This window comes from Ectothiorhodospira haloalkaliphila ATCC 51935, from assembly GCF_000633935.1.
Classification (GTDB): domain Bacteria; phylum Pseudomonadota; class Gammaproteobacteria; order Ectothiorhodospirales; family Ectothiorhodospiraceae; genus Ectothiorhodospira; species Ectothiorhodospira haloalkaliphila.
This window is the reverse complement of the sequence record NZ_KK214997.1, coordinates 242,500-261,771: the sequence shown is the minus strand read 5'-3', so window position 1 is coordinate 261,771 and position 19,272 is coordinate 242,500. Positions and strand designations below refer to the sequence as shown.

Annotated in this window: 13 protein-coding genes, 1 tRNA gene and 1 pseudogene; 9 read left to right on the top strand and 6 right to left on the bottom strand. The window is 61.6% G+C overall.

Going from position 1 to position 19,272, the window contains the following annotated elements; translation table 11 throughout:
- Both ECTHA_RS20535 and ECTHA_RS17445 read left to right on the top strand, forming a co-directional pair.
- Window positions 1-131, top strand: a pseudogene (locus tag ECTHA_RS20535) (integrase core domain-containing protein); the annotation flags it as partial.
- Window positions 132-217: 86 nt separating this feature from the next.
- Window positions 218-1,930 (top strand): methyl-accepting chemotaxis protein, encoded by a 1,713-nt coding sequence (locus ECTHA_RS17445; protein ID WP_084306806.1) that lies wholly within the window; start codon window positions 218-220, stop codon window positions 1,928-1,930.
- 107 nt (window positions 1,931-2,037) lie between these two features.
- On the opposite strand, the gene ECTHA_RS0107120 is transcribed toward ECTHA_RS17445, so the two are convergent.
- Together ECTHA_RS0107120 and ECTHA_RS19860 are read right to left on the bottom strand one after the other, a co-directional pair.
- A complete protein-coding gene (locus tag ECTHA_RS0107120; protein ID WP_025281564.1) occupies window positions 2,038-2,700 on the bottom strand; it encodes a TorF family putative porin in 663 nt (220 codons plus the stop codon).
- A gap of 27 nt (window positions 2,701-2,727) precedes the next feature.
- A complete protein-coding gene (locus ECTHA_RS19860; RefSeq protein WP_156946822.1) occupies window positions 2,728-2,892 on the bottom strand; it encodes a CBS domain-containing protein in 165 nt (54 codons plus the stop codon).
- A gap of 1,186 nt (window positions 2,893-4,078) precedes the next feature.
- Here ECTHA_RS19860 and ECTHA_RS17440 point away from each other — a divergent pair.
- On the top strand, window positions 4,079-5,722 hold the full coding sequence (locus tag ECTHA_RS17440; RefSeq protein ID WP_025281565.1) for a Na/Pi cotransporter family protein: 1,644 nt from the start codon (window positions 4,079-4,081) through the stop codon (window positions 5,720-5,722).
- A 26-nt stretch (window positions 5,723-5,748) separates the two neighbouring features.
- Here the strand turns inward: ECTHA_RS17440 and ECTHA_RS0107105 are convergent, their stop codons facing one another.
- A complete protein-coding gene (locus tag ECTHA_RS0107105) occupies window positions 5,749-7,620 on the bottom strand; it encodes a diguanylate cyclase (RefSeq protein WP_025281566.1) in 1,872 nt (623 codons plus the stop codon).
- A gap of 273 nt (window positions 7,621-7,893) precedes the next feature.
- On the opposite strand from ECTHA_RS0107105, the gene ECTHA_RS0107100 reads away from it, so the two are divergent.
- The 3 genes from ECTHA_RS0107100 to ECTHA_RS18955 all read left to right on the top strand — a co-directional run bounded on the left by ECTHA_RS0107100 (window position 7,894) and on the right by ECTHA_RS18955 (window position 11,423).
- Complete coding sequence (locus ECTHA_RS0107100) at window positions 7,894-8,463, top strand: carboxymuconolactone decarboxylase family protein (protein ID WP_025281567.1); 570 nt, start codon at window positions 7,894-7,896, stop codon at window positions 8,461-8,463.
- 181 nt (window positions 8,464-8,644) lie between these two features.
- Window positions 8,645-9,340 carry a hypothetical protein gene (locus ECTHA_RS17435; protein WP_051582611.1) on the top strand — a complete coding sequence of 232 codons (696 nt, stop codon included), beginning with the start codon at window positions 8,645-8,647 and terminating at the stop codon, window positions 9,338-9,340.
- Window positions 9,341-9,473: 133 nt separating this feature from the next.
- Complete coding sequence (locus ECTHA_RS18955) at window positions 9,474-11,423, top strand: diguanylate cyclase (RefSeq protein WP_084306804.1); 1,950 nt, start codon at window positions 9,474-9,476, stop codon at window positions 11,421-11,423.
- Between the two features lie 37 nt (window positions 11,424-11,460).
- Here ECTHA_RS18955 and ECTHA_RS0107085 read toward each other — a convergent pair whose 3' ends face one another.
- From ECTHA_RS0107085 to glgB, 3 genes are all read right to left on the bottom strand, one after another.
- A complete protein-coding gene (locus ECTHA_RS0107085) occupies window positions 11,461-12,060 on the bottom strand; it encodes a trimeric intracellular cation channel family protein (protein ID WP_203225314.1) in 600 nt (199 codons plus the stop codon).
- Window positions 12,061-12,208: 148 nt separating this feature from the next.
- A tRNA-Ala gene (locus ECTHA_RS0107080) sits at window positions 12,209-12,284 on the bottom strand.
- A gap of 50 nt (window positions 12,285-12,334) precedes the next feature.
- On the bottom strand, window positions 12,335-14,512 hold the full coding sequence (gene glgB / locus ECTHA_RS0107075; protein ID WP_025281571.1) for a 1,4-alpha-glucan branching protein GlgB: 2,178 nt from the start codon (window positions 14,510-14,512) through the stop codon (window positions 12,335-12,337).
- A 192-nt stretch (window positions 14,513-14,704) separates the two neighbouring features.
- Here glgB and glgC point away from each other — a divergent pair, with 192 nt between their 5' ends.
- From glgC to malQ, 3 genes are read left to right on the top strand one after another with little or no spacing between them, the layout of a single operon-like run.
- Window positions 14,705-15,970, top strand: a complete 1,266-nt coding sequence (glgC, locus tag ECTHA_RS0107070) for a glucose-1-phosphate adenylyltransferase (protein WP_025281572.1) — start codon at window positions 14,705-14,707, stop codon at window positions 15,968-15,970.
- Complete coding sequence (locus ECTHA_RS0107065; protein ID WP_084306802.1) at window positions 15,960-17,705, top strand: glycoside hydrolase family 57 protein; 1,746 nt, start codon at window positions 15,960-15,962, stop codon at window positions 17,703-17,705. The genes glgC and ECTHA_RS0107065 overlap by 11 nt, the downstream gene beginning before the upstream one ends.
- A gap of 51 nt (window positions 17,706-17,756) precedes the next feature.
- Window positions 17,757-19,250, top strand: a complete 1,494-nt coding sequence (gene malQ / locus ECTHA_RS0107060) for a 4-alpha-glucanotransferase (RefSeq protein ID WP_025281574.1) — start codon at window positions 17,757-17,759, stop codon at window positions 19,248-19,250.
- The last annotated feature ends 22 nt before the right edge of the window (window positions 19,251-19,272 follow it).

Below are 19,272 nucleotides of genomic sequence, written 5' to 3'. Positions count from 1 at the left end.
ACGAGTGCGTCTACCTGAAGGCCTTTGAAAATGGAGCCCACTTACGCCAGGACCTGAAGCAGTACTTCGCCTGGTACAACGCAGAGCGGCCCCACCAAGGGCTGGACGATGCAACACCGGATGAGGTCTACTTCAACCAACCTCTGACTCGGGCGGCCTGACGCCTGAGAGATACAACCCGGTTAGAGCTTAAACCCCCTGTCAGGTGGTCCAGCAGATGGGGTCCACTTCAACCCGGGTGCTCGCTTCGGGCAATACCACGAGCATCTCGGGCGTTCTTCAGCACTTTGGCCAGCGCATGAGCGATGAGTACGAAGTGCTGTTCTTCGCCGACGATGCCGGCGAAGCCTACTACCACAATGAACATCGCTCGAATCTGGCCGATCGGGGCTATTTTCAGCGTATTGTACGGGACCAGACGGATATCTCCGTGATCACCGATCCGGTCTACTCGCGCAGCACCGGTAATCCCATCACCGTCCTTGCCCATGCCGTGGAAAATGTGCGAGGCGAAGTGCTCGGCGTGCTGGCCGCTACCGTGACCCTGGACACCCTGTCCCGCATTGTTGCTCAGGTCATCGACCAACCTGGGGCCATGGCCTGGGTGCTGGATTCTGGTGGCATGACCATTGCTCATCCGGATACCGGGCGACTCATGTCGGAAAACGCTCTTGATTCGACCAATCAGGAGTACGCCGCCATTGCCCGGCGTATGGTGGCGGGTGATCAAGGTATTGGTGCGTATGTGGATGATGATGGACGCGCGTTCAATGTAGCTTACCAGCCCATACCTGATACGCCGGGCTGGTCCTTGGCGGTAGCCATCCCAACGGATCATTTGCTGGCAACTGCGCGCGAGCTGCGAACAACGCTGGTTGTCGTTTTCGGCATCACCCTGTTGTTACTGGCCGGGATCATCGTTTGGGTTGCCAGCATGATCGTGCGCCCGGTGCGTGAAACGCGTCAGGCGCTGGACGATATTGCTGCCGGGGATGGCGATCTCACGCAGCGGCTCAATGAGGATCGCCATGACGAGTTCGGAGATCTGGCGCGCAGTTTCAACACTTTTGTGGATGGTGTTCATACCCTCGTGAGGCAGGTTTCGGAAGCAGCCAGTCAGTTGTCGGCGGCGGCTGAACAATTATCCGTGTCCAGCCGCGAAGCCAGTGAACAAGTTCAACAGCAACAGTCCGAGACCGAGCAGGTCGCGACCGCGATGACCCAGATGGCGGCTACCGTGACTCAGGTGGCCGGTAACGCCAGCCAGGCAGCCGATGCTGCTGCTGCATCGGACCGCGCGGCCCATTCGGGTGCCGAGGTGGTGCAACTCACCTCACGGGAGGTGGGCGACTTGGCCAAGGAGGTGCAGAGTGCGGTGTCAGTGATCAACCGCCTGCAGGGCGACGCCGAGAGCATTGGTACGGTGCTGGAGGTCATCCGTGGCATTGCCGAGCAAACCAATCTGCTGGCGCTCAATGCGGCCATCGAGGCTGCGCGTGCCGGTGAGGCTGGTCGCGGGTTTGCGGTGGTGGCCGACGAGGTGCGGACCCTGGCCACACGTACACAAAGTTCCACCCAGGAGATCCGGAGTATAATCGAGAAACTTCAGGGTGCCGCCAATGATGCGGTCAAGGTCATGGATGCCGGGCATGCCAAGGCCACCGATGGGGTGTCTTCGGCCGAACGCGCCGCCAAAGCTCTGGAGGATATTACTCAGAGTATCGGTACCATTAACGACATGAACACCCAGATTGCCAGTGCCGCAGAGGAGCAGTCAGCCGTAGCAGAGGATGTGCACCGCTCGTTGACACGAATCAGTACCGGCGTGGAACAGGCTGCCAATGGTTCCACGCAAATCGCAGCGGCCAGTGACGAGTTAGCGCGACTGGCGGCGGACCTTCAAACACGGGTGGGGCGTTTCAAGGTGTAACTTTATTTGATCCCGCTCATCCGGGGCCTGGTATCTCAAGCGATGGCCTTCCATGGCCGGCCTGGCAGGGAAGACAGCCTGTCTCAAGCTGCCCCTGAACCCGACCCTCAGAAGCTCAGGCTGTACCCGGCCACGAATAGATCCTGGGCATCGCTTTCGTTGCGCGAGGCATAGGTCAGGGAGATATCCCCCATCTGGGTGGAGCGGGTCACGCCCAGGGCCCAGAAGGTGGCATTGTCGTCTTTCCTGGGTTTGTCGTACCCGATCTCCGCGTGGAAGGCGGTGTCGGGGAGGAACTCATGGCCGGCGCCCAGGTGGTAGACCGTGTCACCCTCCGCGTCCCGGTCGTGGGCACGGGTTACGTAAGTGATCTCCCCGTAGAAGGGGCCGTGTTCGGCGGCGACAAAGATTTCCCCCTCGTATGTCTCGCCTGGCAGTCCGGAGTAATAGAAGTACTCATAGCCGAGTTCGAAGGCGGTTTCACCGAAGTCGAAGCCATAACCGATGAAGGGTGCGACCTCTTGGCCATCGCCGGGTGCCAGCGTGGACATCTGCACCCCGAGGAACAGCCCGGTGTCCAGGGTGTATTCCATCCCCCCCTGGACCACGGCGTTGTTGTCGGATCGGCTCTCTCCGTGATCGACGTAGTCGCTGAACACCCCGATATTGAATTCCAGCTCCGCCTGGGCGGTGAGAGGGGCGGCCAGGCCCAGGGTCAGGGCCGTCATGGAGAGGCCCATGAGGCGGGTGTTTTTCTTGAGGTAAGTCATAACGATAGTCCCAATGATATTGTTTGCTTACTCAATCACGTCCATGGCGTCGCCGAAGCACAGCACGCCGGCCAGGCGACGGCGTTCGTCCAGCACCGGCAGGATGGGCAGGTCGGTCCGTTGCAGCAGGCGGGCCGCCTCGGCCTTGTCCTGGTGAATGGAAGCGGTGAGGCCACACCTCCCGGAAATCACAATTCATGACGGCTGAATGATAGCGTTTCCGGTTTTTTTTAAAGAACCCTTTTTCGGCTTTAATTTGCCCGAAATTGATTTCATTTTTATTCATTGAATGAACGTTCAATTTTACTTTTAACACGAGCGCACATGCCCTCCATGAAATAAAATATGGAAGACAAGCGGGCTCGCTCTCATAGGTTGAACGAACCGGTCCCTAGTTGTCCCGCGTCGATGACACGACGGAGGTTCGGCAGGTCCAGGGTCTTCGGGCAAAGGGGCACTCTCCTCACGTATCGGCTGATGGATCGAGGAGACAGAGAGGGCGTGCAGGCGCTGGCACGGTCGACAACCCGGGTGGCCGGGGTCGATACAGGGGGCAGGTGGGGTGGGGCGGGTAAGCCGGATTCCCGCTGGGCATGGCACAAGAGGCCGCGCCAGCGGGGTTCCAGGCATCAGGCGGCGTGAGAAGGCCGCAGAGGGGAACGCCGATGGCGCGGGGCACATGCCATGACCAGGCCGCTGGGGCCCTGGGTGTGCCTTTTTCTACAACAATCGCTGTCCATCGATGGTGTTCAGCCTCGTCTGATGATCGGCGTCGCTGACATAAGCGACATCGGGGGGAAGTGTAACCGCAAGTGTAGATCAAATAAACCCCTGACTCATATTTCAAGCGTGCTGATTTGTTGGGCGCCTCTCCAGACGTAATGAGTCAGGCAGGGTTCCCATTGAGTCACTTCAGGTGTAATCTTCGCTTCTATCTTGCGGGGTGGCGTGTTGCATTTTCATATTCGTCATGTAGCCTCGTTTAGATCTTCAAGGCATTCGCTGGGCAGTGTGATTCGCTACGGGAATCGTCCAGTGGCCAGATGTGCGAAACCGACGGAGCATTCCTGATGCAATGCGACGTCTTGACCGGAGGACGTGGCCCATCCATGGACAGCAGCTGTTGTCGATCCATGTACGGTAATGCCGCTCAAGGCTGGCGGCTGACGTGCGCCGGTGTCGCTCAGGTCGTGCCCGCCACGCGTCATCCCTGACGCATTCCGGCCCCCTGATCGACCCGGTATCGTCGGTCCATCGGGGGACATTTCATCTTCTCCCTTCCTGCCGCCGTCACTCACTTGTCATCAAGTGTCGTGATCCTTGAGTGCGTTTGTGGGCACCGTGTCGGGTGCCTTCAGATTCAGGAAAAGGTGATGTGATGGAATTGATCAATCTGGTGGCCGGCATCCTGCTGGTCCTCTTCGGGCTGCGTTTCCTGCGCAAGGGATTCGCGCGGATCATGGGCGGCGACCTGCTGGACTGGCTGCAGGGGTTCACCCGCACCCGCACCCGGGCCTTCTTGGGTGGCGTGGCCGGTGGTGCGGTCATGCCCTCGTCCACGGCCACGGCCATGCTCTCGGTGCAGATGACACGCCGTGGCCGTGTGTCCTGGCGCAACGTGCTGGCGGTGCTGCTGGGTGCGCAACTGGGCACCACGGTGCTGGTGCAGTTGGTCTCCTTCGACTTGCAGGATTTCAACGGCCTGTTTCTGGCCGTGGGCGCGTTCCTGTTCCTGTTTGTGGAGTCCAGTCGGCCAAGAGGGGTGGGGCAGTCCCTGCTGGCCTTCGGCTTCATGCTCATGGGCATGGGGCTGTTGAGTGAGTCGGCCATCGCCATGGGCTCGGACCCGGCGGTGGAGGCACTGTTCGCAGCCCTGGCGGAACTACCGTTGCTGTTCATGCTGGGCGCGGTGCTGCTCACCCTTGTGGTGCAGAGCGCTACTGCGTCCATCGCCGTGGCCCTGGCCCTGGTGTCGGGCGGGCAGATCAGCCTGGAGATGCTGCTGCTGTGGGTGCTGGGGGCCAACATCGGTCTGTGCCTGACGGTGTTGATGGCGGGTTGGGGCGATTTCCAGGGCCGGCGCCTGGGCCTGGCCGTGCTGATGGTCAAGCTGCCCCTGGCCATGGCCCTCGCTGCCGTGGTGCTCACCCTGCCCGGACTGCCGCCGGAAGGCTGGGTGGGTGGATTGCCACAGCAGGCAGCCTGGGCGCATACCCTGTTCAACCTGCTGGCCTGTCTGGCCATTCTGGTGGCCCCCACACTTGAGCGCTGGGTGAACGCCCTGATCCAGGAGCCGGAGCGTCCGGAAAAGCCGGCCATCACCCGTCTCGATCCGCTGTTGCTGCAAAACCCCACTCTGGCAATCAACGCCGCCATGCGTGAAACCCTGCGCGTGTTCGATGCCCTGCACCTGATGGGGGAGACGGTCATGCAGGGGCTGCGCCAGGGCGAGCTGCCACCCGGCGTGGGCATGGACATCGACGTTCGCACCCGCGACATGCAGCGGGTGTGCCGCGAACTCACCGAGTTCCTTGACGCCATACCGGACGATTCCCTGAGCCCGGAAGATCAGGCCCTGAAGGATACCCTGGATGATTTCATGCGCGAACTGCCGCTGATCGTGCGTACCCTGGGCGAAGACATGCACGATGAGGTGCGCCGGCTGCTTGAACACGACACTGCGTCGGTGGAGGCCGCTCGTCCACTCCTCCTGGAGGCCGCCTCACGCTTCACCCAGCAGATGAACACCGTGGCCCGCATGCTCATGCGCGAGCGCCCGGAACTGGGCCGCAAGATCCTGGATCGCAAGCAGGAGACCAGCCGCTGGCTGATTCAGGCCAAGCGCAATCAGCCGGGACTGCCGTACGCGGCCTGGGAGGTCCTGGATGGCTTTCAGCAACTCAACCGGCGTCTCAGTGGCGTGGTGTATGTGTACTGCCACGACGAGCCAGGGGCGGAGGCCCTGCAGGACGACAATGGTGATGAGCCGCAGGTGGTGGTCAAGGGAGAAACCGGACGTTGATTTTGAATGAATGTAGTACGCATTCATCAATACTCCCCACCCGGGGGCCACAGCGCCGGCGTGAAACGTACCACCTGATTGCGGCCGTTATCCTTGGCGGCATATAGGGCCACGTCAGCGTATTTGAGCACCTGCCAGAAGGCCTGGGCATCGTCCGGGTAGGCGGCCAGGCCGATGGAGAGGGTCTTGTAGAGGTCGCCACCCGCCACCTTGAAGGGATGGGTCTCCACCGCCTCGCGAATCTTGTTGGCCACTTCCATGGCCGCTTCGGCGCCGGTGTCCAGCAGGATGACCATGAACTCCTCACCGCCGTAGCGGATGACCAGGTCGGATTCGCGCAGGTGAGCCTGGAAGATACCGGCCAGCTCCCGCAGGATCTGGTCGCCCACATCGTGTCCGTGGGTGTCGTTCACCGTCTTGAAGTAGTCCAGGTCCAGCATCATCAGTGTCATGGGCATCTTGCGACGCTTGCATTGGGACACCAGGCTGTCGGAATACTCCTCCAGGAAACGGCGGTTGCGCAGGCCGGTCATGGCGTCCTTGAGGCTGGACTCGCGCAGGCTGGCCATCAGGCCCTTGGCCTGAAGCACCGGTGCCGCTTCGCGCAGATAGGCGCTTATCAGGGGGCGCGAGCGAGTGAGCGCCGGGATGTTCTGAGGCGGCACCACCAGTTGCACGACGCTGCCCACGCCGCCGGACTGGATGATGGGCAGGCAGAGATAGCTGCGTCCATCGGCCAGGGCGTCCTGGTCGAACGCACGGCATAGACGGGGGTTTTCAAGGCCGTCGATGGCATGACCGGTGCGTACGGCCCGGCAGGTGGTGCACTGCTCCAGAATGTCAGGATGGCACCAACGTATTTCGTCATGTGGCACCCCGTCCACGATCACCGTTTCCATCAAACGCTTGTCCTGGTTCACCTGATAGATGGAGAAATGCTCCAGCCCAAACTCGGTGCGCAGAACCTCGCTCAAGCGGAAGAATACCTCCTCGGTGGTCTGATCCTCCTCGATGGCCTGCTTGAACTGGGCCACTTTCACCAGCCCGGAGACGGTGGACGCGGTCTCCTGCAGCAGGTTGGCCTTGGGGTCTGGCACGGTATTCACCAACTGGGCCACGTGGTCCCGAATCTCGGTGAGTTTGTGGGTGATGGCATCGGCCATCTGATTGAAATGGAAAGCGATCTGCCCGATCTCATCATGACTGCGACTGCGTACCCGCTGGCTGAAATCTCCGCTACTGGCCAGGCTGGCAGCCTGACGGATCTCCTGGGTGGTCTCCACCAAAGGCCGAAGCATGCGCTTCAGAAAGGCGATGGACAGGATGGCGAACAGCCCCATGATGGCCACCAGAAACAGGGCCGTGGCCATGCCGGCAGTCTTCATGTGATCCACGGATGCGGTGAGGGTCACGGCCCCCAGGGCCGCTCCCTCGGGCGCCTGATGACAGGCCATGCAGTTGATGTCTTCGTTGGAGGAGGCAATGTAGGGAATGGTGGCGCGGAACTCCTCGCCGAGCAGCCCCCCCATCAACCCGAAATAGGGCTGCCCGGTCTCCAGTACCTGGCGGTCGATGTCATCGGCCGGGGTCTCCATCGCCAGGCCCTCGCCATACTGCTCGATCACCTGTTCGCCGCGGATCACCCGCACCTCATTGAGGCTGTTCACCTCCGCAAGCCGTCGGAGCATGGAGGCCCGGCGGTCAATGGTGTCATTGATCATGGCTTCGGTGAGGGAGACGCGGATCATCTCCGCCGCCGTGCGGGTGTGCTCGGTGGCAGAGCGCACGGAAAAATCCCGGATCAGCACCATGCTGGACAGCCCGATGACCAGCATCATGATCAGCATGACCAAAAGCAGGGCGCCCATGGTCTTGGTCTGCAGGCGACTGATGGTCACGGGAAACCTCGCGATTGGGTGAGTGACTTAACCCTGCGAGGATACGCCTTCAACCCCGCGTAAGTAATATGAAATGAATCAATTGGCCCAACAAGAAGACCACTCCTCAAGCAGGCTCTGTTCAAGTCTGGCACTGCACCCGCAAAATCCGCAGCCCCCTGTTGCAGGGTGCTGCGGCTTGCTTCACCATCCCCGTATCGATCCGCCAGGGATAGGCTGCCGCCGCCCGGTCGGTCACAATGTCGATATTCAGCCCTCCATCCGGTGAGCCACATGTCTCGTATCGACCCCAAGCCGCTTTCGGCTTATCCCTGGTTCATTCGCTGGTTTCTGGGCCGTCAGCGGCGGGTCTATGGCGCCGTGCTGGCCCCGTCCTGGCTATGGGGCCGTCTGCCTGGCACCTTTCTCGGTATGCTGGTGCTGTTGTCGATGTTTCAGCGCCGGTCCTATCCGGTAGACACGGCATTGCGTTCCCTGGTCTCGATCCGCATCGCCCAGCTCAACGGCTGTGGGTTCTGCGTGGATCTCAACGCGCACAATTTCCTGAAGGCGCGCGGGGAGGAATCGAAGGCGAAGGACGTGGCGCAGTGGCGCGACAGTGAATTGTTTTCCGCTCGCGAACGGGCGGCGCTTGGCTGGGCAGAGGCGGTGACCCTGACCTGCGCCGACATCGAAAGCGACGCCATCGACCGGCTCCGCAACGAATTCAGCGAGGACGAGATCACGGCGCTGACCGCCTGGATCGGTTTTCAGAACATGAGCGCGAAGTTCAATGCCGCGCTGGGCGCCGAGGAGCACGGCTTCTGCGCGCTGCCCGGGAAAGGCCATCAGCAGGACGTGTGACACTCATCCGACCTGCGGGCATGTATCCCGCACACTCGACCGGGGGCCTCCCCTTGAGGGGAGAGCGGCAATTCGCCCCGGCAGGGCAGGGGGGCATTCGGAGTAGGGGCGAGGGGCCTGGAGCGTCTCTTTGGCAAAACAGCCCTGGAGGCTCCGCCAATAATATGGCGAAATACCCGCCATGGATCAGTTCACCTTGCCCCTGGCGTTGTTCAATTTCCTCCCTGTCCTGCTGACGGCAGTGGGATTGGGTTTTCTGGTGCATCTGCTCGGTCATCTGCGTTCCGACCTGAGGGGATGGGCCATGGTTGGGGCCGCCCTGGTGGTGGCCGGCGGTCTCTCCAAGGCCATCTGGAAACTGCTGGCAACCCTCACGGGGCAGGACGTGGTCTGGCTCTCCAACGCCCTGTTCCTGTTGATCGGGCCGGGTTTCATCCTGCTGGCGGCCATCGCCTGGGCCGTGTTTCGCCGGGTGGACATGGCCCCCCGGAAGTACGTGGTTCTGGGTTGGGGGCTGGTGGGCATTGCGCTGGCCTGCATGGTGGCCGGCGTCCGCACCTGGGGGCTGGAGATCACCCGGGGGTGGTTTCTGCCGTTCATGCTGCTCACCACCTTGGGTAATCTGGGCCTGATGGCGCTGCTCATCCGGCGTGGTTGGCAGGCGCGGCAATGGGGTGTGATCGGCCTTCTGCTGGTGAATGTGCTGGTGGTCTTCGCGTTGCAACCCATTGCCATGGCCGGGGCGGATACGCTGGCCATGCAGTGGCTGGAACAGGTGATCACTGCATCGGGTAGCTTGTGCCTTGCCGTCGCTCTATGGTTGCTGGTGCGCGCCGCTGGAGACTCAGGAGATGAGCCGAAACCCATCGGCACATAGTTCACGGCGGTGGCCGCGCCGTCCTATCATTACGGTTTGTAAGCGGATTGCGCCCATGGGTCCGTGCGACGGCAAGAGCAGATGACACATGCCGCGTACGGACCATCCGGGTCATTAACCAGATGGCGAGGCGATGCCTGAAGTACCCACCCGGATCCCGAGACCTGTTCATCACCATCGTTCCCGTTGGCCCCGACCGGATCTCGCGGTCCTGCTGACCATCGTCTCGCTGTTGCTGTTGCTCGCCCTCGGTGTCTGGATGTGGGCACCCGCGTCCTTGCCTCCCGCCTATGTCGCACCCGCTGGAGATGGGAGTGGCCACGTGGAGGATGATCAGTTAACGCCGGTGCCAATGGTGCCGCTCACTCCGGAGGAACAGGCGTACATCCAATCGATCGGACCGATCACGGTGGCTCCGGACCCCGACTGGGTTCCCTACGAATACGTGGACGAGGACGGTGACTTTACCGGCATTGCGGCCGACCTCCTGGATCTGGTGCAGGAGCGGCTCGGGATCGAGTTTACCTATGTTTTCCCCGGAGACTGGGGTGTGATTCTCGAGGAATCCCGGGCAGGGAATGTGCTGATTCTCCCGTTCCTCAACCAGACTCCGGACCGGGAAGACTGGCTGGTCTTTACCGAGCCCCTGCTGGTGGACCCGAGTGTGTTCATCACCCGCGAGGAGCACCCCTTCATCTTCGACGCCACCGGCCTTACCGATGAGAGCATCGCATTCCCGGTGGGCACCTCACTTGAGGAGCGGGTTCAGCGGGATTTTCCCAATCTGCACATCGTGCATGTGGAGCGCGAGAACGATGTCTTCCAGGCCGTTGCCAACCGTTCTGCCGACATGGCCCTGCGCCCACTCACCGTTGCAGCCTACACGATTCGCAAGGAGGGCCTGTTCAACCTCAAGATCGCCGGGCAGGCCCCCGAACACTATACCAATCACCTTCGGATGGGCGTGCTGAAAGAGCACGCCATGCTGCGCGACATCCTCGACCGGGCCATCGCCACGATCAGCCATCGTGAACGCGAGGAAATCGTCAACCGACACGTGAACATCACCGTCGTCCAGGCCTTCGATTATGGGATTCTGATGAGATTGGTCGTGGTGGCGGGGATCCTGCTCATGCTGACCAGTTACTGGAACCTGCGTCTGCGGCGGCTGAACGCCGCACTTGCGGAGAGCGAACGGAGTAAATCGGTATTGCTGGCCAACCTGCCGGGGATGGCCTACCGAGGGCTCCTGGATCGGGACTGGACCATGGAGTTCGTATCAGAGGGCGTGAAGTCACTGACTGGCTGGCAGCCCTCCGACCTCACCGGTGAATCCGCCATCCGCTATGCGTCGCTGATTCATCCTGAGGACGTGGAGGTCGTCTGGCAGGCCTGGAGCGGTGCGACCGAGTCGTGGCAGCCGGTCAGCGTGGAGTACCGGATCCGCACCCGTGATCATAAGGAACGCTGGGTATTCGACCAGGGGGTGCCCATCGGTCGGGACAGTTCAGGAACCCCCATCATCGAGGGTCTCGTGATCGATATCACGGACCGCAAGCATGCGGAGAAAGCGCTTTACGAGGTGTCCATCCACGATCAACTCACGGGCATCTTCAACCGTCGCCACATCTTCAACTGCCTGAATGACATGCTGATCAAGGCCGCGCGTGAACATACGGGGTTGTGCGTGGCAATCATCGATCTGGACCACTTCAAGACGATCAACGACACTCTCGGACACGGTGGCGGTGATACGGTGTTGCGCGGGTTCGCGCAACGATTGAAGGCGTCCGTGCGTCCCTATGACCTCGTGGGCCGTTACGGCGGTGAGGAATTCATCGTCGCCGTCAGCGACGTGGATCTGCCCACGGCAGCATCCATGCTGGAACGTTTTCTGGAGCAGATGAACGCGGACGGATTCGAAGTGGCTGGCGAGGGCCTGAAGGTCACCTTCAGTGCCGGAATTGCGGACATCGGCGAGCCTGGCACGGAGCCGCTGCTGGAACCACTGCTGGCACGAGCCGACGCACGCCTCTATGCCGCAAAGCGTGCCGGAAGAAACTGCATCGTCACATCCGATTGACGGCCGTATGGCCGGTACCAAAAGGTACGCATCTCCTCTAAACACGGATGACCGGCAGGTTGATGCCCCAACGGATGGCAATGAGGCGCAGCGCCACTACGGTGGCAAAACCTGCACCGAAGGCCATGAGGTCGTTGATGCCAGCGGCCATCGCCAGCAGGTAAACCACCACGCCACACAGGGCGGCGGTGGCATAGATCTCCTTTTGCAGGATCAGGGGTACGCGAGCCGTGATGACGTCCCGCAACATGCCTCCCATGGTGCCTGTCATCACCCCCATGATGATGACGATGAGGGGAGAATGTCCGGCGGCCAGGGCCAGCGTGGCACCGGATAGGGCGAACAACGCCAATCCCAGGGTGTCGGCCACGAGGAAAAGCGTCCCGGGTGGGGGGCGCCACTTCAGGTACAGGATGGTGGTGACGGCCGAAGCCATGATGACCACCAGATACCAGGGATCCACCACCCAGAAGATCGGATGCCGGTCCAGGAGCAGATCGCGGATGGTGCCGCCTCCGATGGCCGTCAGGGTGGCGACCATGATCAACCCGAAGATATCCAGATTCCGGTCCCGCGCGGCGAGCACACCACTGGCCGCAAACACAGCCACACCCATCAGGTCGAAGTAGTAAAGCATCAGGAGGCTCGCTGAACAGGCCGATGGGGGGAGCATCACTCGGCTCTGGGCCGTTCACATGCGCATGTTCGGTAGGATAGGTGAACTGAGGGAAACGAAAAAAGCCCTTCTATAAGTTACTGAATAAGAAGGGCTTTTTTGTTTTTTCTGGTGGAGCGGATGGGAGTCGAACCCACGACCTCAGCAGTGCGATTGCTGCGCTCTCCCAACTGAGCTACCGCCCCGTGCACGTTGAGTATAGGCCAGCGCGAGGGGTGTTCGCCAGAGGCGACGCTCAGGTGGAAACCGGTTTGAGCAGGATGCCTGCCAGCGGCGGCAGGGTGAGCACCACGGAGTAGGGGCGGCCCATCCAGGGCAGATCTTCGGCCTCGACCTCCAGGTTGCCCAGGTTGCTGCCGCAGTAGAAGTGCGAGTCGGAGTTGAAGATCTCCCGATATCTCCCCGGGGCGGGCACGCCAATGCGGTAGCCCTCTCGGGGGGCGGGGGTGAAGTTGAGGGTCGCAAGGATGAAATCGTCCTTGTCTTCCCCCTTGCGGATAAAGCTGAGCACCGATTGGGCGGCATCGTGACAGTCGATCCATTCAAAGCCCTGCCATTCGAAATCAAAGTGATGCAGAGCCTTCTCACGGGCGTAGAGGGCGTTGAGATCGGCCACCAGTTGCTTCACGCCCGAGTGGAAGGGGAACTGCAATAGATACCATTCCAGTTCCTTGGCATCGTCCCACTCATTGCCCTGACCGTATTCGCAGCCCATGAACAGCAGTTTCTTGCCCGGGTAGGACCACATGAGGGTGTACAGAAGGCGCAGATTGGCGAAGCGCTGCCACTCATCTCCCGGCATGCGGTAGAGCAGGGAGCGCTTGCCGTGCACGACTTCGTCGTGGGAGAAGGGCAGCACGAAGTTTTCGGTAAAGGCGTACAGCAGGCCAAAGGTGAGCTGGTCGTGATGGTAATGGCGGTGGATGGGGTCCTTCTTGAAGTACTCCAGGGTGTCGTTCATCCACCCCATGTTCCACTTGAGTGAGAAGCCCAGGCCCCCGAGCCAGGTGGGGCGTGTCACCTGGGGCCAGGAGGTGGACTCCTCGGCCATGATCAGGGCACCCGGATGGTTGCCTTGCACGCTGCTGTTGAGGTCCCGGAGGAACTCGATGGCGTCCAGGTTTTCCTGCCCTCCAAACTTGTTGGGCACCCATTCGCCTTCTTCCCGGGAGTAGTTCAGATAGAGCATGGAAGCCACAGCGTCCACCCGCAGGCCATCGATGTGGAACTCCTCCACCCAGTACATGGCGCTGGAGACGAGGAAGTTGCGTACCTCGTTACGCCCGTAGTTGAAGATCAGCGTACCCCAATCACGGTGCTCGCCCATGCGCGGGTCTTCATGCTCGTACAAGGCGCTGCCATCGAACCGGGCCAGGGCGTGGGCATCCTTGGGGAAATGTCCTGGAGCCCAGTCCAGTAGCACGCCAATGCCATTTTCGTGACAGTGGTTGACGAAATCCCTGAAGTCATCGGGGCTTCCAAAGCGGCTGGTGGGGGCGTAATAGCCAGTGGTCTGGTAGCCCCAGGAGCCATCGAAGGGGTGTTCGGTGACTGGCAGTAGTTCGATGTGGGTGAAGCCCATTTCCTTCACATAGGGCACCAGCGTGCGGGCCAGCTCACGATAGTTGAGGAAGTTGCCATCCTCACCAAGACGCCAGGAGCCCAGATGTACCTCATAGATGGACATGGGACGGTGCAGCCAGGCATCACCGGCGCGCTGTTTCAGCCATGCCTCGTCGGACCAGGAGAATGGTTCGGGGTCATGGACCACGGCGGCGGTCTGTGGGCGCAACTCGAAACGCTGCCCGTAGGGATCGGTCTTTACCTGGGTGGCCCCGGTATCCCGGTTGCGGATCTCGTACTTGTACAGGGTTCCGGGTTCAAGGCCGGGGATGAAGAACTCCCACACGCCACTGCCCCCGCGCACCCGCATGGTATGGCAGCGGCCATCCCAGCGATTGAAGTCGCCCACCACGGAAACGCGTTCGGCGGAGGGGGCCCACACGGCGAAGCGCACGCCCTGGATGCCGTCCACCTCGTGGGCATGCGCCCCCAGGAAGCGATAGGCATGCCAGTGCCGGCCTTCGTTGAACAGGTGGATATCGAAATCCGACACGACGGGTCCGAAGCTGTAGGGGTCGTAGCCAACGTGTTCATGGCCATGACCGTCGTTCCAGCGGATGCGATAATGGCCTGGCAGGGCATCCAGGGGGCCACGCCACTCGAAGATTCCCCGGTCGTGGACCTTTTCCATGGGGTCATCCAGCTCGTCGATGCGGGCCTGGGTGGCGTGGGGCAGGTAGGCACGCACGACTCGCTGCTCCTGTTCCACGTGACTACCCAGCAGACTGAACGGGTCATGGTGTCTGGCGTCCAGGATGCGTTGAAGGTCTTCACGGTTGGTTGCACGCATGTGGGTTCCCGTCCTGGTTCGGCGGTTGGGCCTGCCTTGATGTGGCGGCCGGAAAATGTAATAGAATCGAAACGATCGCGTACCATGATGGCATGGGGACGCGATGTACCGGTCGGATGCAGCCCGGCGGAAAAAACCTTAACATGCTCCAGGGGCCACGTCCTCCACACACCCGGGTCACAGAAGGCAGGTATGAAACCACAATCCCAACGCTTCGTCAGCCGCATCACCCGAGATACCCTGGCACTCATCCTGGCAGGAGGGCGTGGCTCTCGCCTCAAGCAGTTGACCATGTGGCGGGCCAAGCCAGCGGTGCCCTTTGGGGGCAAGTTCCGGATCATCGATTTCCCGCTCTCCAACTGTATCAACTCGGGCATTCGCCAGGTGGGCGTGATCACCCAGTACAAGGCCCACTCCCTGATCCAGCATGTGCAGCGGGGCTGGAGCTTTCTGCGCGGCGAGTTTGGTGAGTTCATCGAGCTTTGGCCGGCCCAGCAGCGCATCGAGACCTCCTGGTACAAGGGCACGGCCGATGCGGTGTTTCAGAATCTGGACATCATCCGTGACCACGACCCCAGCTATGTGCTCATCCTGGCCGGTGATCACATCTACAAGATGGATTACGGAGACATGATCGCCTACCACGTGGAGTCCGGTGCCGACATGACCGTGGGTTGCCTGGAAGTGGACCTGGAAATGGCCCGGGGATTCGGTGTCATGGCCGTGGATGCCGATGGCCGTGTGGAGCGCTTCGACGAGAAGCCCGATCACCCAAGGTCCGTCCCCGGCAAGACGGACAAGGCGCTTGCCTCCATGGGCATCTATGTGTTCAACAAGGACTTCCTCTTCCAGCAACTGGTGGCCGATTCCGACACGCCCGGTTCCAGTCACGACTTCGGCAAGGACATCATCCCCAAGGTGCTCGAGTCCAGCCGGGTGATGGCCTACCCGTTCCGCGACGTGCAGACGGGCACGCAGGCCTATTGGCGGGACGTGGGTACCATCGATTCCTACTGGAGGGCCAATCTTGAGCTGATCGGGGTGACCCCGGAGCTCAACCTCTACGACATGGACTGGCCCATCTGGACCTACCAGGAACAACTGCCCCCGGCCAAGTTCGTGTTTGATGACGAGGACCGCCGTGGCATGGCCGTGGACTCCATGGTGTCCGGGGGCTGCATCATCTCCGGATCGCTGGTGCGGCACTCCCTGCTGTTCTCCAACGTCACCGTGAACTCCCATGCCCAGGTGACCGATTCGGTCATTCTTCCCGATGTGGATATCGGTCGTAACTGTGTGGTTCACAAGGCCGTGATCGACAAGGGATGCCGGATTCCCGAGGGCATGGTCATCGGACGGGATCGCGAGCAGGATGCCAAACGCTTCTACGTATCTGATGGCGGTGTGACGGTGGTGACACCGGATATGCTCGGCAACATGCCTCATCATGGCGTCTGATCAGCCGAACGCGGTCCATCCGCCGTTACGGGTGGTACTGTGCTGGCACATGCATCAGCCCCAGTACCTGGACGGCCATACCGGTGAATACGCACTGCCCTGGACGTATCTGCACGCCATCAAGGATTACGTGGATATGGCGGCGCACCTGGAGGCGGAGCCGGGCGCGCGGGCGGTAGTGAACTTTGCCCCGATCCTCCTGGATCAGATCGAGGACTACGCCGGCCAGGTAAGTGCCTTTCTCAAGGGCGAGGGCGAGATCCATGACCCGGTACTGGCCCTGCTGGTGGCCGATCGGCCACCCCATGAACCCTCCCAGCGACTCAACCTGGCAGAGGCTTGTACACGTGCCAATCGTCAGCGTCTGATCGAGCCGTTCGGCCCCTACCGCCTGCTGGCGGACATGGTGTCCTGGCTCAAGCAGCACCCCGACTATGTGTCCTATCAGGGGGATCACTTCTTCTTTGATCTGGTCACCTGGTATCACCTGGTCTGGCTGGGCGAGACGGTGCGCCGTACCGATCCACGGATCAAGCCCCTGATGGAACAGGGGCGGGATTTCACGCCGTCGCAGCGCCGGCTGCTCCTGGAGGTGATCGATGAACTGCTGGGTGGCCTCCTGGATCGGTATCGCCGTCTGGCGGACTCGGGTCGGGTGGAACTGTCCTTCAGCCCTTATGCTCATCCCATCATGCCGCTGATGCTGGACATGGCATCGGCTCACGAAGCGGCGCCATCGGCGGAATTACCCCTAAGCGGCCAGTATCCTGATGGCCGTGCGCGGGTGCAGTGGCATCTGCAACAGGGGCTGGAGAGCTTCGAGCGGCATTTTGGGCGGCGGCCGGCCGGCTGCTGGCCGTCCGAGGGCAGCGTCAGCGATGCGACGCTGGCTTTACTGGACGAGGCGGGTATCCGCTGGTCTGCGTCGGGGGAGGGGGTGCTCACCCATTCCCTCAGGCAGGGGCGGGACGAGGAGCTGCCCGAGGACCGTGACTGGCTGTACCAGCCCTACCGTTTTCAGGACCGTGAACTGTCCCTGTTCTTCCGCGACGATGGTCTTTCGGATTCCATTGGGTTTCGTTATACCGACTGGCACGGTGACGACGCCGTGGGGGATTTCGTGCATCATCTGGAGGGCATCGGTCAACGCTGGAACCGTGTCCATGGCAGCCAGGGGCGCGGCGCCCTGGTCACGGTGATTCTGGATGGTGAAAATGCCTGGGAGTATTACCCGGCCAATGGTTACTACTTCCTCTCCGCTCTGTACCGTCGGCTTGCGGAACACCCCGACATCGAACTCGCCACATTCGCCGATTGTCTCAACGTGAGTCCGCGGGAGTCGTTGAAGCATGTGGTGGCAGGGAGCTGGGTGTATGGCAACTTCGATACCTGGGTCGGTTCCCGGGACAAGAATCGAGGCTGGGAAATGCTCATTCAGGCCAAGCAGTGTTTTGATCGGGTGATGGCCCAAGGGCGGCTGACGGAGGCGCAAGTGGAGGCAGCCACCCGGCAACTGGCGGTATGCGAGGGGTCGGACTGGTGCTGGTGGTTTGGCGACTACAATCCGGCGGGCACCGTCAGCCTGTTTGAACGCCTGTATCGCCAACACCTGGTTCACCTCTACCGTTTGCTGGGAGAGGCCCCGCCAGAGGAGTTGTCGCACGTGCTCAGCCGGGGCAGTGGCGAACCCGCCGCCGGGGGCGTGATGCGGCAAGGACAAAAAACTGACGGGTGAGCCCGTCAGTTCGCCGAAGACCCGGAATCCCACGCACAGGACGGAGGAACTGTGGCAGAACACAGCGCCCAAGCATCATCCACGCTGGACCGGCGTCGTGCCGGCATCCTGCTCCATCCCACCTCCCTTCCCGGATCAGGTCGACAGGGCGCGCTGGGGTCACAGGCCCACCGTTTCGTCGACTTCCTGGCCTCTGCCGGCGTCACCGTCTGGCAGGTGCTGCCCCTGAATCAGCCCCATGAGGGCGGCTCACCTTACCAGTGCATGTCGGTGCATGCCGGCAGCACCCAGTTGATCTGCCTGGCCGATCTGAAAGCGCGTGGCTGGTTGGTGGATGATGCCCTGCCGGATGAGCAAGGGGCGCTGGATCCCTTCAACTCCGTGACTCTGCGCAAGGCCCACGAAGGGTTCATGGATGGGGCCAACGGCGATGATCGTCAGGCCTTCGAGGATTTCAGGGCGCAACATGCCTTCTGGCTGGAGGACTATGTCCTGTATCTGGCCCTCAAGCGTGAGCACGACCTGGCCCCCTGGTGGGACTGGGCGCCGGCGCTGCGCGACCGGGAGCCCGAAGCCATGGCCGGGGCGCGGGAGCGCCTGGCGGACAGCCTGGCGCAGTATCGTTTCGAGCAGTTTTTGTTCTATCTGCAATGGGCGGCGGTCAAACAGCACGCCAACCACCGGGGTATCCTGCTGTTCGGCGATATGCCCATCTTTGTGGCCCACGACAGCGCGGATGTGTGGGCCCATCGCGAGCTCTTCGATCTGGATGATCAAGGGCGACCGGTTCACGTGGCCGGTGTGCCACCGGATTATTTCTCTGCCACGGGCCAGCGCTGGGGCAACCCTCATTACGACTGGGAACGCATGCGGGAGGAGGGTTTCGCCTGGTGGATAGAACGCATCGGTGCTGCGCTGGAAATGGTGGATTTGATCCGAATCGACCATTTCCGTGGCTTCGAGTCCTACTGGTCCATCCCGGTCGAGGACGATACTGCCATGAACGGGCATTGGACCGTGGCGCCGGGCAAGGCGTTGTTCGAGCGCCTGCGGGAGCACTTTGGCAGCTTGCCTCTGGTGGCCGAGGATCTGGGGGTGATCACCGATCAGGTGGAGGCCCTGCGGGACGATAACGGTCTGCCGGGGATGAAGATCCTGCATTTCGCCTTCGAGGGCGGGGCGACAAACCCCTATCTGCCCCATCAGCATGTTGCCAATTCGGTGGTTTATACCGGCACCCATGACAATGACACCACCCTGGGGTGGTTCGAGACCTGTGACGAGAGCCTGCAACATCATGTGCTGGACTATCTGGGGCACCCGTCAGAGCCCATGCCCTGGCCGCTGATCCGCAGTGCTCTGGCCTCTGTGGCCCGCCTGGCGGTGGTGCCCATGCAGGACGCCCTGGCGCTGGACGGATCACATCGCATGAACGTGCCCGGGACCACGTCAGACAATTGGGCGTGGCGTTTCCAGTGGGAGGATGTGCCGCAGGAACTCGCCTCCGATCTGCGCCGCCTGGTGGAGTTATACGGGCGGGATTAGCCGGGTTGCAGTGTGCCTTGAT